11 protein-coding genes are annotated in these 15,328 nt (G+C 75.4%); all 11 read right to left on the bottom strand.

Features of this window, described 5'->3' with window-relative positions; genetic code table 11:
• Nucleotides 1-49 precede the first annotated feature (49 nt).
• Complete coding sequence (locus tag ACL03H_RS15570; protein ID WP_412811949.1) at nucleotides 50-535, bottom strand: hypothetical protein; 486 nt, start codon at nucleotides 533-535, stop codon at nucleotides 50-52.
• Between the two features lie 104 nt (nucleotides 536-639).
• Nucleotides 640-1,314: an ATP-binding cassette domain-containing protein gene (locus ACL03H_RS15565; protein WP_412811948.1), complete on the bottom strand. Its 675-nt coding sequence runs from the start codon at nucleotides 1,312-1,314 to the stop codon at nucleotides 640-642.
• Nucleotides 1,315-1,609: 295 nt separating this feature from the next.
• On the bottom strand, nucleotides 1,610-2,716 hold the full coding sequence (locus ACL03H_RS15560) for a cytochrome P450 (protein WP_412811947.1): 1,107 nt from the start codon (nucleotides 2,714-2,716) through the stop codon (nucleotides 1,610-1,612).
• Nucleotides 2,713-7,824 carry an amino acid adenylation domain-containing protein gene (locus tag ACL03H_RS15555; RefSeq protein ID WP_412811946.1) on the bottom strand — a complete coding sequence of 1,704 codons (5,112 nt, stop codon included), beginning with the start codon at nucleotides 7,822-7,824 and terminating at the stop codon, nucleotides 2,713-2,715. The genes ACL03H_RS15560 and ACL03H_RS15555 overlap by 4 nt, the downstream gene beginning before the upstream one ends.
• A gap of 67 nt (nucleotides 7,825-7,891) precedes the next feature.
• Nucleotides 7,892-8,701, bottom strand: a complete 810-nt coding sequence (locus ACL03H_RS15550) for a hypothetical protein (RefSeq protein WP_412811945.1) — start codon at nucleotides 8,699-8,701, stop codon at nucleotides 7,892-7,894.
• On the bottom strand, nucleotides 8,701-9,936 hold the full coding sequence (locus tag ACL03H_RS15545; RefSeq protein WP_412811944.1) for a class I SAM-dependent methyltransferase: 1,236 nt from the start codon (nucleotides 9,934-9,936) through the stop codon (nucleotides 8,701-8,703). The genes ACL03H_RS15550 and ACL03H_RS15545 overlap by 1 nt, the downstream gene beginning before the upstream one ends.
• Entirely contained in the window at nucleotides 9,933-12,392 is a 2,460-nt protein-coding gene (locus ACL03H_RS15540) for a non-ribosomal peptide synthetase (RefSeq protein ID WP_412811943.1), read from the bottom strand. The genes ACL03H_RS15545 and ACL03H_RS15540 overlap by 4 nt, the downstream gene beginning before the upstream one ends.
• A complete protein-coding gene (locus tag ACL03H_RS15535) occupies nucleotides 12,389-13,717 on the bottom strand; it encodes a serine hydroxymethyltransferase (RefSeq protein ID WP_412811942.1) in 1,329 nt (442 codons plus the stop codon). The genes ACL03H_RS15540 and ACL03H_RS15535 overlap by 4 nt, the downstream gene beginning before the upstream one ends.
• Entirely contained in the window at nucleotides 13,711-13,983 is a 273-nt protein-coding gene (locus ACL03H_RS15530; protein ID WP_412811941.1) for a phosphopantetheine-binding protein, read from the bottom strand. Before ACL03H_RS15530 ends, ACL03H_RS15535 begins: the two co-directional genes overlap by 7 nt.
• Complete coding sequence (locus tag ACL03H_RS15525) at nucleotides 13,980-14,792, bottom strand: hypothetical protein (protein ID WP_412811940.1); 813 nt, start codon at nucleotides 14,790-14,792, stop codon at nucleotides 13,980-13,982. The genes ACL03H_RS15530 and ACL03H_RS15525 overlap by 4 nt, the downstream gene beginning before the upstream one ends.
• Nucleotides 14,789-15,316: an isochorismatase family protein gene (locus ACL03H_RS15520; protein WP_412811939.1), complete on the bottom strand. Its 528-nt coding sequence runs from the start codon at nucleotides 15,314-15,316 to the stop codon at nucleotides 14,789-14,791. The genes ACL03H_RS15525 and ACL03H_RS15520 overlap by 4 nt, the downstream gene beginning before the upstream one ends.
• Nucleotides 15,317-15,328: the final 12 nt, after the last annotated feature.

Genomic DNA, 15,328 nt, shown 5'->3' with positions numbered 1-15,328 from the left:
GGTGCCGGTTCCCCGCGCGCGTTCCGGGGCGGGACGGGCGGCCCGCCGCTCAGCTCGCCGCGTCCTGGCGGTCCGAGGTGCGGAACCGGGTGAGGTTCTCCGCGGTGCGCGGTCCGTAGCGGCGGCGCGCGGTGGCGAACGTGACTCCCAGCGCGGTGCTGATGTCCGCCCAGGAGATCCCGGCCGCGCGATCGCGGGCCACCGCGGCGTCGGTGACGCGCTGGGCGCGGGCCACGAGTTCGGCCACGGCGCCCGTTTTCGGCTGCGCCGGGTCGGCCAGTTCACCGTGACCGCGCAGCACGGTGTCGAGCAGGGCGCGCAGCGCTTCGGCGACCTCCTCGTCGAGCGCCTGGACCGCCACCTCGGTGTCGATCCGCTCGTCGCGGTGCCGGGCCCGGTAGGAGGCCTGCCTGCACGCGGTGGAGCAGAACCGCCAGCGCGCGGTGGCGTCCTCCGGCCGCGGCGCCGTGCAGCGCGGCGCGGCGCAGGTCGCCGCGCCCGAGGTGTCGCGGTCGAGAAACCGGTAGTGGGACATCGGTCCTCCGGGGAGAGGGGAACGGGGGCGTTCCGGTGGAATCCGACGGGTGTCCGGGCGCGCGGCAGCGATCGGATCTCCGCGTCGGGTTGGGATCGATGAGGTCAGGCGAGCGGGACGAGGTCGAGGTGCTCGTCCTCGCGCAGGCCTTCGGTGCCGTCCGGGAGCAGCGGCGCCCGACCCGGCCGCGGCGCTCCGACGGTCTCGTCGTCGCCGGTGCCGAGCGCGATCGACCTCCGGCAGGTCGCGCCGGCGCGCGGGATCTCGTCCCCGGGGCCGGGATCGAGGTCGTTCGCCGGCACGTCCAGCAGCAGCGCGTCGTGCCCGGCGAGCAGCAGCCCGACCAGGTCGACGCGGCCGCCCCGCCCGTCGGAGACCGCGTCCGGGCGTTGTCCGGGAACGCCCCGGCTCAGCCCGAGGTGCGCCACCGGCTGAGCGGAGCCGCCGTCCCGCGCGCGGGCCTCGGCGCGCGTCGCCGTCGCCGGTTCGGCGCCGACCGCCTCGGCAGCTCGGATCTCGCCCACCGGCCCGGCCACGCCGCGGGGCGACCGGAGGCGGTCGGTTGCCGCGCCTTCGCGGCCTTCGGCGCGGGGTGACGGCGCCGGGTGTCCGGCGGAGCCGATGCGTTCGACCGCGCCCGAGCTGGGGGCGGTCGCACCGGACAGGACGGCGACGAGCGCGGTCCTGTCCGCTCGGTCGCGTTCCACCAGGTCGATCTCGTCGCCGGGGGAGACGTGGGAGTCCGCGTGGTCGAACAGCGGACGTGCGCTGACGCGCACGGAAAAATCACCAGAAGTGATCACAGAACTACTCTCCGGATCTAGCTCAGGGCGCACTGCTACCGCGGTGGTGTGCCCGTGAGCTAGTAGATCCGGGAGTTGGACATGTCGGCACTGTAACGCGAGGCCGCCCGCGCCCGCATCAACTTTTCCCACTCCGGCGGACGTCGGCCGCGCCCGCCGCTTCGATCGGCCGATCAGCGCGGCGAATCCGCTCGACGGCGGCCGGGGGAGCGGGTCGCGCCGGTTCGCCGGAGATCTCGGCCGGCGCGGCTCCGGACGCGCGCTCAGCCCGTCATCGGCGGTCGGGCTCCGAGGTTTCCGGGCTCAGCACCAGCGACGCCGGACCGCGGAAGGTCGGGCTGTCCCGCCAGCGCAGCTCCCGCACCGTCGCGCTCGGCAGGGCCCGGGCGAACGCGGTCACCGCCGCTCCGGCGATCGCCCGCGCCAGCGGTGCGCCGATGCAGAAGTGCGGTCCGCCGCCGAAGGCGAGGTGGTCGCGGCGGGCCGGGGCGTGCGCCGGGCAGCGGGCGGGCATCTCGGGCTGGTCGAGGACGTCCTCGCCGTGCAGGGCGAGCAGCACCAGCGCACCGGGCGGGACCTCGGCATCGCCGATGCGGACCGGCCGCAGCGCGAGGCGTGCGACGTGCCCGATCGGGGAGAGCAGTTCCAGCGCCCGCTCCACGACGGTCTCCGCCTCCGCGCCCGAGGGATCGGCGGCGACCCGGTCGGACAACTGGTTGGCGACCAGGTACCACAGCGCGAAACCGACGAGCCCGGACGTCGTCTCCATCCCGCCGAACAGCAGCATCGACACCGTCGCCAGGCGTTCGGCGGGATCGTCCGGCGCCACGCCGGGCAGGGCTCCCGGCCGCTCCAGGACCGAGGCCGCCATCTCGTCGAGCGCGGCCTGCGCCGCTCGCGCCCGATCCGCCCGGTAGGACGTCGCGAGGAACTCCGACACCGACCGGGCCCAGGCGGTGAGCCGCTCGTGCGGCACTCCGCCGAGGTCGAGCAGCGCCGCGATCCCCTGCGCGGCGACGACGTCGGCTATCGCGGGCACGGCGTCCCCGCCGCGGGCGGCGTACCGGCCGACGGCCGCCTCGGCGATCTCGGTGAGCGCGCCGTCGAACGCGCGGACGTGGCGGGGCGAGAACAGGTGGGCGACGGCCTGGCGGCGCCGCCGGTGCGGTTCTCCGTCGAGGGTGACGAACCAGCGGCGCAAGGTGTCGAGCAGCGGAGCGCACTCGTCGCGCACCTCGGACGGCAGGAACGCGACGGTGGCCGCCTCCAGGGTCTGCGCCGAGAGCGCGGGCTCGCGCAGCGCGCGCCGGACCAGTTCGGGATCGGTCACCACCCAGCAGTCGAACGTCGCGTCGTAGCGGACTCCCGGCGCGCTCACCAGCCTCCCCCTCCCAGGATCTCCCCGATCCGCGGGCCGACCTCGAGCATCGAGTGCGGCCGCATCATCTCGTTGTGCCCCACGTCGAACAGGTGGCCGCGCACCTCCCCGTCGACCAGCGGCTGCCACAGCGCCCGCCCGTCCGGTACCGGTCCGTACTGCGGGCGATCGGCCTGGAGGTGCTCGACGACGCCGCGGAAGACGGGATCGCCGAAGGTGGCGGCGATGGGCGCGGCGTCCTCCATGCAGCGGCGCAGCCCCGCCACGACCTCGTCGTCGAGCCGGACGTCGGTGAGCGGGGCGGCATCGAGGGTGGTGAGGTTGCCGATCGCGTTGCGCTGGAACTCCGCGACCTCGTCGTCGGTGAACTCGTCGACCGGGCGCTCGTACCCGGCGGCGTGCGAGGGCGGGTAGGAGTCCACGAGCACCACGCTCTCGACCTCGTCGCCGTCCTCCTGCAACGCGCAGGCCACGGCGAACGCGATCAGCCCGCCCAAGGAGTAGCCGAGCACGCGGTACGGGCCCGAGGGCTGGATCTCGCGGATCAACCTGGTGTAGTCGGCCACCAGGGCGGGCATCGTCAGCGGCGCGGCGGTGGGGTTGCCGAGGCGCGGGGACTGGATGCCGTGCACCGGGACCGCCGGATCCAGGTACGGCAGCAGGTGCGCGTAGGACCAGCAGAGGCCGCCACCCGGGTGCATGCAGAACAGCGGGCGTCCGCCGTCACCGGGGCGCAGCGTCAGCAGCTGGCGCGTCGCTCCGTCCTCGCCGTGGCGCTGGGCCCCGGTGACCAACCGGGCCAGCCCGGTCGCGGTGGGCGCGCCGAACAGCGCTCGGACGCCCAGGTCGACGCCGAGCTCGTCGCGGACGCGCCCCGCCAGCCGCGCCGCCATCAGCGAGTGCCCGCCGAGGTCGAAGAAGCTCTGGTCCGGGCCGACTTCGGCACGGCCGAGCACTTCGGCGAACAGGCGGCACAACGCGTGCTCGACGCTGCCGGACGCCGCCTGCCCCCTGACCGGTGCCTGCTGTTCCGGTTCCGGCTCGGGAAGCCGGTCCCGGTCGAGCTTCCCGTTCTCGGTGCGCGGGAGCTCGGCCACGGTGACGACCTGAGCCGGGATCATGTACCCGGGAAGCCGGCCGCGCAGGTGGTCGCGGAGCCCCGCGCCCAGCTCCGCCGAGTGCGGGTCCAGCGGGGTGTTCGTCAGCGCCCCGCCCGCCCGGGCGGCCGCCGCGGCGGCCGCGGGCCGTCCCTCGCGGTGGACCAGGACGTCGACCGCGCAGCTGTCCTCCGCCGAGAAGTCCACCCGGCCCCCGTACCCGCACTCCCGCGCCGCGTCGAGCAGTTCCACGGGTTCGACCGGCTCGCCCTCCGGCACGACGGGACCCGCCGTCCACCCGCGGGCCGCGCGCAGCCCGGCGGTGCGGGCGAGATCGGCGGCCAGGCGCCCGTTGGGCACTCCGCGCAGCACCACCGCCGGGGCGTCGGATTCGCGCAGCGCCGCCCGGAAGGACGCGGGACCGTCCACATCGGACCCCCACCGCAGCCGCAGCGGATCCGGGTCGCGGAGCGCTTCTCCGGTGGCGAGCACCACGTCGTAGCGGTAGCGGCCCATCTCGGTGCCGCCGTCGCGCTGCAACGCGCTCTCCGCGCTGGTGAGCACGGGACTGGCCGACACGAGTTCGTCGAACCAAGCCGGTTCGACCAGCAGCTCCGATTCGGCGGTGCGGGCGCGATCGGCGGTCGCGGCCAGCTCGGCGTCCGGCGGTGCCGGGCCGTCGCCATCGCCGGCCCGGCGGACCGCGAGCGCGTCGTGGAACAACGCGGCCAGGCCGAGCCGGCGCACGTCGCCCACCACGATGCGGCCCCCCGGGGAGAGCAGCGCGGCCAGTCCGTGCAGCACCCCGGCGAGGTGTTCGGCGTCAGGCAGGTACTGCACCACCGAGTTGACGACGATCGTGTCGAACGCGCCCTCCGGCAGCCCGGACAGGTCGTGCGCGGGCTGGCAGCGCAGCACCAGCCGTTCGGCGAGCTCCGGCCGGTCGGCGCAACGCCGGGCGACCAGGTCCAGCGCCGAGGCGGAGATGTCGGTGGCCCAGTAGGTCTCGCAGCCCGGCGCCAGCTCGGTCAGCAGCAGTCCTTCCCCGACCCCGATCTCGAGCAGGCGGCGGGGGCGGAACTCGCGGATGCGGGCCACGATCCCGTCGCGCCAGCGCCGCATGTCCCGCACCGGGATCGCACTCCGGTCGACGCTGTCGGACCAGCCGTGGAACGCCTCGTCGCGCCCGGGGGCCGAGCTGTCGTAGAGGCCGTCGAACATGCGGTGCCAGCCCCCGATGCGGGCCTCCGGATCAGCGGGCGTGCGGTGTTCGACGACGTAGCCGACCAGCCGGGCATCGGCGCCCCGGCCGCCGCGCACCGCCACCGCCGCCCGGGAGACCCGGGGATGGGTGGCCAGCGCCGCCTCGATCTCACCGAGCTCGACCCGGTGCCCGCGCAGCTGGACCTGGTCGTCGTCGCGGCCGAGGTGCTCCAGTTCGCCGGTGGCACGCCGGCGCACCACGTCCCCGCTGCGGTACATCCGGCTGCCGTCGGCGGCGAACGGGTCGGGCACGAACCGGGAGCCGGTCAGCTCCGGGCGGTTCAGGTAGCCCGCGGCGACACCGGTACCGGCCACGTGCAGCTCACCCGCCACGCCCGGCGGAACGGGACGGCCACCGCCGTCGAGGACGTGGCCGTGCAGGTGCGGCAGCACGGTCCCGATCGGCAGCGGCCCGGATCCGGCGGCCTCGGCGCCGGTGATCTCCTGCCCGCTGACGAACACGGTGGTCTCGGTGATGCCGTACACGTTCCACAGCCGCGCGCCGGAGCCGAGCGGCCGGGCGAACCAGCGCGACACCAGTTCGCGGTCGAGGGTTTCACCCCCGACCAGGACCCAGGCGAGGTCCGCCGCTCCCGGGCCCCGCTCCGCCGCGTCCAGCAGCGCGGCGAGCGCCGTCGGGGTCTGGCTGAGCACCTGCACGCCTTCCCGGCCGAGGAGACCGAGCAGCAGCAGCGGGTCGCGCCGCTCGGCGTGGGTGGCCAGCACCACCCGCCCGCCCGTGAGCAGGGCGCCCCAGACCTCCCAGACGGCGAAGTCGAAGGCGAACGAATGGGTGGACGCCCACACCGTTCCCGGTCCGACCGGGAACCAGCCGGTCGCGGCGTCGAGCAGGTCGACGGCGTTCCGGTGCGTGGTGACCACGCCCTTCGGCGCCCCGGTGGAACCCGAGGTGTAGACGACGTACGCCGCGTCGTCCACGTCCGGGGCCGCGAGCACCGGTGCGGGGCCGGCGGGAGCCGGGTCGACCGGGTGCCCGAGCTGATCGATGCGCACCACCGGCAGTTCCGGGTCGCGGAGCTCCGGGTCGGTGGTCACCACGGCGACGGGGGCGGCGTCGGAGCGGAGGAACTCCCATCGCTGCCTCGGTCCGTCCGGTTCGACAGGCAGGTACGCGGCGCCGCAGCGCAGCGCGGCCAGGGCCGCCACCACCATGCCCGCCGAGCGGTGGGCCGAGACGGCGACCCGCTCCCCGGGCCCGGCGCCGAGCCGGGCCAGGCGCTCGGCGAGCACGCGCGCGGCCTGGTCGAGCTGGCGGTAGGAGGTCGTGACGCCGTCGCACACCACCGCGACCTCATCGGGGCGCGCGGTCGCGGCCTCGTCGAAGGCGGCGGTCAGCGTGCGGGCCGGGCCGGTCGGCCGGGGGGACGGCGGGGCGGTGAGGCGCGCCTCCTCCTCCGGCGCGGTGAGGCCGATCGTCGCCAGCGGCCGCGCCTGGGAGGCCTGGTCCCCGACGACGTCGAGGACCCGTTCGAGCAGCGCGCCGAGGTCGGCGGTGGTGCGGGTGCGGTCGGTCCCCGGGCCGGTGAGCGTCTCCAGCAGCATCTCGTCCGACGACACCATCCGGCCCCAGAACGAGGGAACGTCGACCGCGCTCATCACGCCGCGGTCCTCGCGGGCCAGGCAGCTCCCGAACGCCACGTCGACGACGGGGGGCAGCACGTTGAGCTGGGCGTCGACCCGGCCGGACAACCGGCCGCGCCCACCACCGTCGCGCACCACCTGCTCACCGCGGTAGCGCTGATGCCGCAACGTCGCCTCCAGCTCGGACTGGGCGAGCGCGACGAGTTCCGCGACGTCGTGGACGTCCGCCAGATCGAGCGCGACCGGGACGATGTTCGAGACCATGCCCGGGATCTCGTGCTGCTCCGGGGCGCGGGCGGCCACCGCCAACCCCACCCCGACGACGTCGCGACCGGTCAGCCGGTGCATCAGCAGGCCCACCGCCGCGAGCAGCACCGCCGTGCGGCGGACCCGCACCGCCGAGGTGAGCGCCCGCAGCCTCCCGATGACCTCGGGCCCGAACACGCGACGCGAGTAGGAGACTCCGACGGCGGGATCCGGCTCGGGCAGGGACGGCAGCACCGCGAGCCGGTCGAGCCAGTACTGGCGGTCCCGCTCGTGCTGTTCCGACGTCCGGTACGCGAGATCGGCGGCGACGAGCTCGGCCAGCGATCCACCCCGCCCGGCGCGCACGGCCCGGCCGTCGGCGAGATCGGTGTAGACCTCCGCGAGCCGCCGGAGCACCAGCGACATCCCGGTGGCGTCCGAGGCGACGTGGTGGAAGTCGAGGTAGAGGTGGTGGTGGTTCGGCCCGAGCCGGAACACGACGGCGAAGAAGACCTCACCTCGGGTCGGGTCCATCGGGACCGCGAGCCGGGCGTCGATTCCCCGGTGCGCGTCCTCGGTGGTGGCGTCCGGGCCGAGGTCCACCACCTCCAGCACCGCGCCGGAGCGGTCGACGACGGTCTGGACGACGGAATCGCCCTCCTCGACGAGGCGGACGCGCAGCGCCTCCGTCTCGTCGACGACCCGGTGCAGGCTCCGCTCGAGCGAGGAGAGGTCGAGCGGGCCCTCGATGCGGGTGCTGGCACCGGTGCGGCAGCGCGCCCCGGAGCCGTCGAGCCTGTGCAGCAGCCACAGCTCGTGCTGTCCGGCGGTCAGGGGGAGCGAGCCCGGCGTGGGCCGCGAGTCCTCGCGAGGGGCGTCCAGCGGTGACGTGACGTCCATGCGGCTCCTTCGGTTGGCGGCTGTCCGATCGGTGCCCGGTCGCCGGGCGGAGGGCTTGCCCGGGCGGTCAGCGAGGCAGCAGTTCGTCGACCAGGCGAGCGGTGTCCGGTGCGCGCAGCAGGTCTTCGTAGGGGGCTTCGCACTGCACGACGCGGTGCACCAGGCCGGGGCGTTCGGCGGCGGGGAACGCGTCGAGGCCGTAGCCGTCGGTGGCCGAGTTGAACGCCGTCGCCGACGACCACAGCGGGCGCACCTCGAAATCGGCGGCGGCGGCGAGCCAGCGCAGGTAGGAGGTGAGCACCTCGGCGAGCTCGGTGCTGCGCCGCCCGGTGAGCCCGGCCCTGCGGCAGGCGGGGGGCAGGATCCGCGAGCACAGCGCGCCGAGCGCGTCGGCCAGCTCGCTCGTCCCGGCCGCGTCGAGGTCGGCGGCTCGCCCGGCCCGCACCGCCTCCTCGACCTCGTCCGCGGTCAGCAAGGACGAGAACCGGGTCCTGGCGAGCTCGACGAAGTAGTCGACGACCATGCGGCGGTGCGACCGGTCCGGGTCGAACAGCACCAGCGCGGGCGGATCCTGGAAGCGGGTGATCTCGCGATGCATCGCACCGGCGTAGACGCTGCCGCTGCAGAACCCGAGCACCGCGCGCACCGGGCGCCCGTCGGCCCGGACGTCCTCGACCCAGGTCGCGACGTGGTCCCGCCCGCCAGCTCCCGCCTCGGGACCTCCCGGCAGCGGCGAGGTCTCCCACACGGTGTGCGCGGTGCTCAGGCCCGCGACGAGCTCGGCGAAACCCGCCGCCGGCCGTCCCGCCAGGGCGAAGTCGGCCGCGATGACGAGTCCGCCCCCGCCCTCGCGCAGCACGTGGTGCGCGGCCGGCATCACCGCTCACCCGCCGGCGTCAGCGGCGACGGGCCGGTGGTCAGCGCCTGCTCCGCGTCGGCGGGTGGCGGCAGGCTCAGGCCCCGGGTCTCCGCGCTCCCCGCGAACACGGCGTCGTAGGCCGCCGGATCGATCGGCGAGGGCGTGACGAAGCAGGTCCGTCCCAGCTCGGCGGCGGCCGCCACCACGTCGGCCGGGTGCGCTCCCGGTCCGCGGACGTCGGTGCCCGATCCGGTCGGCAGCGACTCGGGTTCGACGGGACTCGCCGCGTCGAGCGCGCGCAGGCGGTGCAGCGCCGCGGCGATCGGGGTCAGTTCCGGCCTCGGGATTCCGGTGATCGCGATCGGTCCCGGCGCGGCGGCGGCTCGCTCGGCCACCGTCGCGGCCGGGCCGCCGTCCCACGGCGCGCGCTCGATCGTGCTCGGGTCGAGCAGGTCGTCCCCGCGGTGGTGCAGCCGCACGTCGTAGCGGAACAGGTTCATCTCGATCGGGTGCCTGCCCGGCTTGAGCCGGATGTCGGCGAACAGGCCGTGCTCGGCCGCGAACGCGGTGAAGAAGCCGGGGTGCACGACGAGCTCCCGGTCGTGCGCGGCGGCCGAGGAGAGCTGCTCGCGCGCCTCCCCGGCGCTCGTGCCGGTGTTCGGCGCGCGCAGCCGGTTGGCGACCACGCACAGGTGGTGCAGGTCGCGGACGTGCAGTCCGGGCACGTCCCCGACGAACACCGCTCCTGCCGGGGCGCTCACCTCGGCCATCCGGGTCAGCGCGGACCGCAGGTACCGGGCGTTGGGGAAGTGCTGGATCACCGAGTTGGTCATCGCCACGTCGAACGACCCGAGGTCGCCGATCCCGTCGGCGTCGCGCACCAGGAACTCGGTGCCCGGCGTCCCGCCCAGCCCGGCTTCCAGCCGGGCCACGCCGCGCGGGGAGATGTCGGTGCCCACATAGCGGTCCACGTGCCGCAGCAGCCCCCGGGTGATCAGGCCGGTCCCGGCGCCGATGTCGAGAACGCTGCGCGGGCGCAGCGCCAGCACCTGCGCGACGGTGCCCTCGATCCACTCGATCACCTCCTCGTCGGTGTAGTTCTCACCGTTGAGGCCGCTGCGGAATCCCGTGAAGTCCCGCTCCGGGCGATCAGCGGCGTGCCGGTACACCGCGTCGTAGATGCTGGTCCACTGGGCCAGGATCTCGGCTTCCGCCGCGGAATCGGGGCCGTGGGAACCGATGTCGTGGGTCATGCGTCGGGCCCTCCGGAGGTGTTCGGGGTGGAGCGATCGCGGAGCAACCGCGCCAGCTCGCGGATGGTGGGGGCGGAGTGGAGTTCCGCGGTGGGCAGGTCGGGATCGAGGCGTTGCGCGATGATCATCGCCGCGAGCGAGTCCCCGCCGACCGCGTGGAACTCGCTGTCGCGGTCGAGCGGCCCGGTGCCGAGCACCTGCTGCCACACCCGCGCGACCCGGCGTTCCCACTCGTCGCGCGGCGGATCGCCGGTCCCGGCCGGTCCCGGGTCGGGCGCGGTCGAGACCAGCGCCCGCCGGTCGACCTTGCCGTTCGGGCTCAGCGGCAGCTCCGCGGGCCAGGCCCACGCGGTCGGCAGGAACGCCGCGGGCAGGCTTCGCGCGGCGTGCGCCCGCAGCTCCTCGGCAGCCGGGACCGGCTCGTCCGGGCGCGGCACCACCCAGGCGGTCAGCCGACCGCCCGGTGCCGCCACCGCGCAGGCGGCGACCGCGGGATGCGCGAGCAGGACGGACTCCACCTCGGCCGGCTCGATCCGCACCCCGCCGATCTTTACCTGGGCGTCGATCCGGCCGAGCAGCTCCAGCTCCCCGTCCGGGTGCAGCCGCGCCCGGTCTCCGGTGCGGTACAGCCGCTCGTGCCGGATCGGGCCGAAGGACCAGTCGGTGAAGCGCTCAGCGGTGCGCTCGTCGTCCGCGACGTAGCCGATGGCCAGCCCCGCCCCAGCCAGGTGCAGCTCGCCCGGCACTCCGGCGGGCACCGGACGGCGGTGCTCGTCGAGCAGGTAGGCGCGCTGGTTCGCCATCGGAACGCCGTAGGGGATGCTCGCCCGACCCGGATCCGGGCCGGAAGCGGGGACCTCGTGCACCGTGGAGTGGATCGACGCCTCGGTCGCGCCACCGAGCGCGACGAACCGCAGACCGGGAGCCAGGGCGCGCAGCCGGTCTGGCAGGTCCGTGCCGACCCAGTCGCCGCCGAGCAGGGCCAGCCGCAGCGATTCGAGGCCGGTCCCGGTCCGCTCGGCCTGCTCCACCAGCCGTTCGAGCAGCGCCGGCGCGGAGTTCCACACCGTGATCCGGTGCCGTCGCACGAGCTCGACCCAGTGCGCGGGATCACCACCGCGTTCGGGGTCGGGCAGCACGACCGCGCCACCGGCCACCGGCAGCCCGAGGAACTCGAACACCGACATGTCGAAGCCCGGCGCGGACAGCGCCAGCACGGTGTCGCCCGGGCCGATGCCGAAGCGGGTACCGAGGTCGACCAGGTTGTTGAGCACCCCCGAGTGCCGCAGCTCGATGCCCTTGGGCCGGCCGGTGGTGCCGGAGGTGCTGATGACGTAGCAGGGGTCGTCCGGTCCCGCTCCGCCCGCGCCGACCGGGGCGTGCTCGGAACCGTCGTCGAGCTGGATCTCCGGGACCACGTCGGAGCCGGGGAGCCCCGCCGTCGCGGTCCCGGTGACGACGAAGGCGCAGTCCGCGCCTTCCAGGGCCGAGCGCATCCGGCTCGACGGGTGGGCCGGGTCGAGCGGCACGTAGGCGCCCCCGGCGCGCAGCACCCCGAGCACCGCGACCAGCAAGTCCAGCGAGCGGTGCAGGCACACCCCGACGCGCACCCCGCGTCGCACGCCGGCCGCGCGGAACCGCGCGGCCGCGCGGCCCGCCGCGGCGTCGAGCTCGGCGCGGGTCACCCGCCGGTCGCCGTCGACGGCGACGACGCCCTCCGGATCCCGGCGGGCCCGGGCGCTCACGGCCTCGTGCAGCGTCGGACCCGGCAGCGGCAGGTCGGTGCGGGTGTCGTTCCAGGCGACGAGCATCGCGTGCAGCTCGGCAGGGGAGGACAGCGGCAGCGTCGACACCGGTGCCTCCGGAGCGGCGGCCGCGCCGTCGAACAGCGTCGCCAGCTGCTCCACCAGCCGTCGCGCGGTCGCGGCGGCGAACACCGCCGCGTCGTAGTCCACCGCGACTCGCGGTGCCGCGTCGTCGATCAACCGCAAGCACAGCTCGTCGCCGGTCCCCGGCCGCGGTGCGTCGGAGGCCAGCAGTGCCACCCCGGTGCCCGGCGAGTCCACGGCCTCCTCCGGCCCCTCGGCCAGCCGCGCCGCGAGAGCGCGGAACGACAGGCTCTCGTCGACGTCGACCGCGACGGCCCGCGACGGGATCCCCGCGCGGTGCAGGGCGAACGAGCGACGGCCGAGACCGGTGCAGCGAGCCAGCAGCGCCGCCGCACCCGCGAGGAGCACGGCGTCGGTACCGGTCCCGGTGGCCCGGGCCAGGTTCCGGATCGCCTCGGCGGGCAGCGGGTGCGCCGGTTCGCGACCGTCGACCCGGGGGCGATCCGGGTCCCGGCGCCGGTCGGACGGCAAGCGGACGGCGGTGGTCCCCGCAGCGGAACCGGTCGCATCGCCGCACCCGGCGCGACTCACCGGTCCGGCGGACTCCGCGGGTCGCTCTCCGGTCATCGGACCCCCTCGTGCACGGGTTGGTCTGGCATCGGGAAGGAACGGGTCAGCGCCCTGACCTCGGCGCGGATCTCGTCGCGGTGCACCGGGTCCAGCCGGTGCCGCGTCGAGTCCGCCCGCGCCGCGTGCCGCAGCACCCGGTCGATGAGCTCGGCGCAGCGCGCCATCTCCGGCGGTCCCATACCGCGCCGGGCCGGCACGTTGGTGCCCAGGCGCAGGCCCGCCGCGACGGCGGGCGAGGTGGTGTCGCCGGGCACCGAGTTGCGGTTGGCGAGGATTCCGCACTCCTCCAGCGCTCGCTCGGCCATCAGCCCGGACAGTCCGGTGGAACGCAGGTCGACCATCACCATGTGGGTGTCGGTGCCCCCGGTGAGGAGCCGGTGCCCGCGCTCGCTCAGGGCCGCGGCGAGCGCGGCGGCGTCGTCGAGCACGAGCCGCGCCGTGCGCCGGAACCCGGGTTCGCGGACGCGGGCGAGGGCGCGGGCCTTGGCCGCGATCGCCGCCGGGGACGGCGTGCCCTGGGACCCGGGGAAGACCGCCCGGTCGATCGTGCGGGACAGCGGTGCGCCGTCCGGGCCGGGGCGGTCGTGGTCCCGGCCCAGGAGGATCAGGCCGCCCCGCGGACCGTCGAGCTGCTTGTAGGTGCTCGTCGTGGTGACGTGGGCGACGTCGACCGGGTTCGGGTGCAGCCCGGCGGCCACCAGCCCGGCGACGTGCGAGATGTCGACGAGCAGGTAGGCGCCGACCTCGTCGGCGATCTCCCGGAACCGCACGTGGTCGAACTGGCGCGGGTACGCGCTGGCCCCGGCCACGATCACCCCCGGGCGGTGCTCCCGGGCGAGCCGGAGGATCTGGTCGTGGTCGACGAGGCCGTCGTCCCCGACTCCGTAGGAGACCGGCTCGAACCAGCGCCCGGTGACCGATGCCGGGGCGCCGTGGGTGAGATGGCCTCCCGCGTCGAGCCGCAGCCCGAGCAGGACGCCGCCGACCGGCAGCAGCGCGGTCAGCACGGCCAGGTTGGCCGCGGAGCCGGAGTGCGGTTGAACGTTGGCGTGGCCGGCGCCGAACGCTTCCCGGGCCCGCGTCCTGGCCAGGGCCTCGACCCCGTCGAACGGGCCGGCCCCCGGGTGGAAGCGGGCGCCGGGATAGCCCTCGGCGGTCACGTCCGACAGCGCCGCCGCCCCGGCGGCCAGCACCGAGGCGTCCGCGACCCCGGCCGAGGCGACCAGGGACAGGGTTTCGTCCCGGCGGATCATCTCGCCGTCGAGCAGCTCGGTCAGCTCCGGGTCCTCGTCGCGCAACCGGGCTTCGCCCGTGCTCAGCACGGTGCGTCCCGGGCGGGGGAGGCGCCTGCCTGCTCGTTGGTGGCCGCCCGCACGCGCGCACCGAGCCGAGCGGGAGTGGGGCACTGGAACAGATCGGTGATGCGCAGGTCGACGCCGGTGCGCTCCTCGACGCGCTCCAGCAGGACCAGTCCGAGCAGCGAGTGCCCGCCGTGCACGAAGAAGTTGGAGTCGGCGTCGAGGTCCTCGCGGGCGAGCGTCTCCCGCCACAGCGCCAGCAGCAGGTCCACGGGGTCGTCCTCGGTCATGTCGGCTCCTTCTCGCTCATCCATCGTGCGGTGATGCGAGCCGCTTCCGGCGTGCGCATCAGGTCCTCGTGGGGGACGTCGAGGTGCACTTCTTCGGCCACCAGCCCGGCGCGCTCCGCGGGCGGGACGCCGAGCAGACCCGCGCCCGGCGTCGAGGAGTTCAGCGCCGCCGCCGAGGTCCAGGACGGTGGCGGTTCCAGCGACCCGGCAGCGGCGAGCCAGTGGAGGTAGCGCGTGGCCACGTCGAGGTACTCGGCGCTGCGGGCGGGGCCGAGCCCGGCGTTCGCGCAGGCCGGAGTCACCACCGCGGAGCACAGCGCGATGAGCCGGTCGGCCAGGGCCATCAGGTCCGTTCCGGCCTCCTCTGCCGCTGCCCCGGCCGCGCCGAGGACGTCATCGGCCCCCGGTGGCGCGAGCGCGCCGAACCGGGCGACGACCTCGCGGAGGAACCCCAGCATCGGGCGCGCGTCCCCGGACTCGGGGTCGAGCAGGATCAACCGGGTCGGCTGTCGCCGGGAGATCTCCGCGGCCAGCGCGGCGGCGTACACCGCTCCGGTGCAGAACCCCAGCACCGCTCGAACCGGGCGGCCGCTCGCGCGGACCGCGTCCGCCCAGCGGCGCACCTGCGCCGCACCGTCCAGGGCGGTGTCCGGCGGGGTGGGCGCGCTCTCCCAGACGGCCGGTCCGTCACCGGTCAGCGCGACCAGGTCGGCGAACGTCGCGATCCGTCTCCCCGCGGTGGAGAAGTCGCAGGCCAGGACGATCTCGGCTCCCGGCCCGTCGCGGAGCGCGTTCCAGGCCGGCCTCATCGGTGCTGCCCGGCACGAGCGGCCGAACCGGTGCCGAAGGAGATCCGCGCCGCCGGGACCACGCGGCAGCGGGCTCGCGCGGAGAGGCCGGCGAACACGTGGTTGTGATGAGCGATGATGTCCTCCGGGGGCAGCACGCCGCCGGTCGTGGCCGTGGTGTGACCGTCGTCCGGGACGAGGACGTCGAAGGGTTCGCTCAACGCGGAGCGAACCGTGGAATCCACGCAGTACTCGGTGCTGAATCCGCCGATGACCAGCGTTCGCACCCCTTCCGCGCGCAGCAGCTCGGCGAGGCCGGTGCCGAGGAACGAGTCCGGTGCCTCCTTGACCAGGACCCGCTCGGATCCGGTGGGAGGGATCGCGAGCGCCCACCCCGCTCGTTCTGGGCCGAAGCCCGGCTCGCGGTGCTGGATCTGCACCACCGGAACTCCTGAAGCGAGCGCCCGATCACGGAGAGCGGTCAGCGTCCGAACGGTTCCGGTCCCACCGGCCGCGGTGGCCATGTACTCGATTTGGACGTCCACGATCACCAGCGC

It is taken from the genome of Saccharopolyspora antibiotica (assembly GCF_047200635.1).
GTDB lineage: Bacteria > Actinomycetota > Actinomycetes > Mycobacteriales > Pseudonocardiaceae > Saccharopolyspora_C.
Note: the sequence above shows the minus strand (reverse complement) of the source record. Positions and strands in the feature narration are given on the sequence as shown.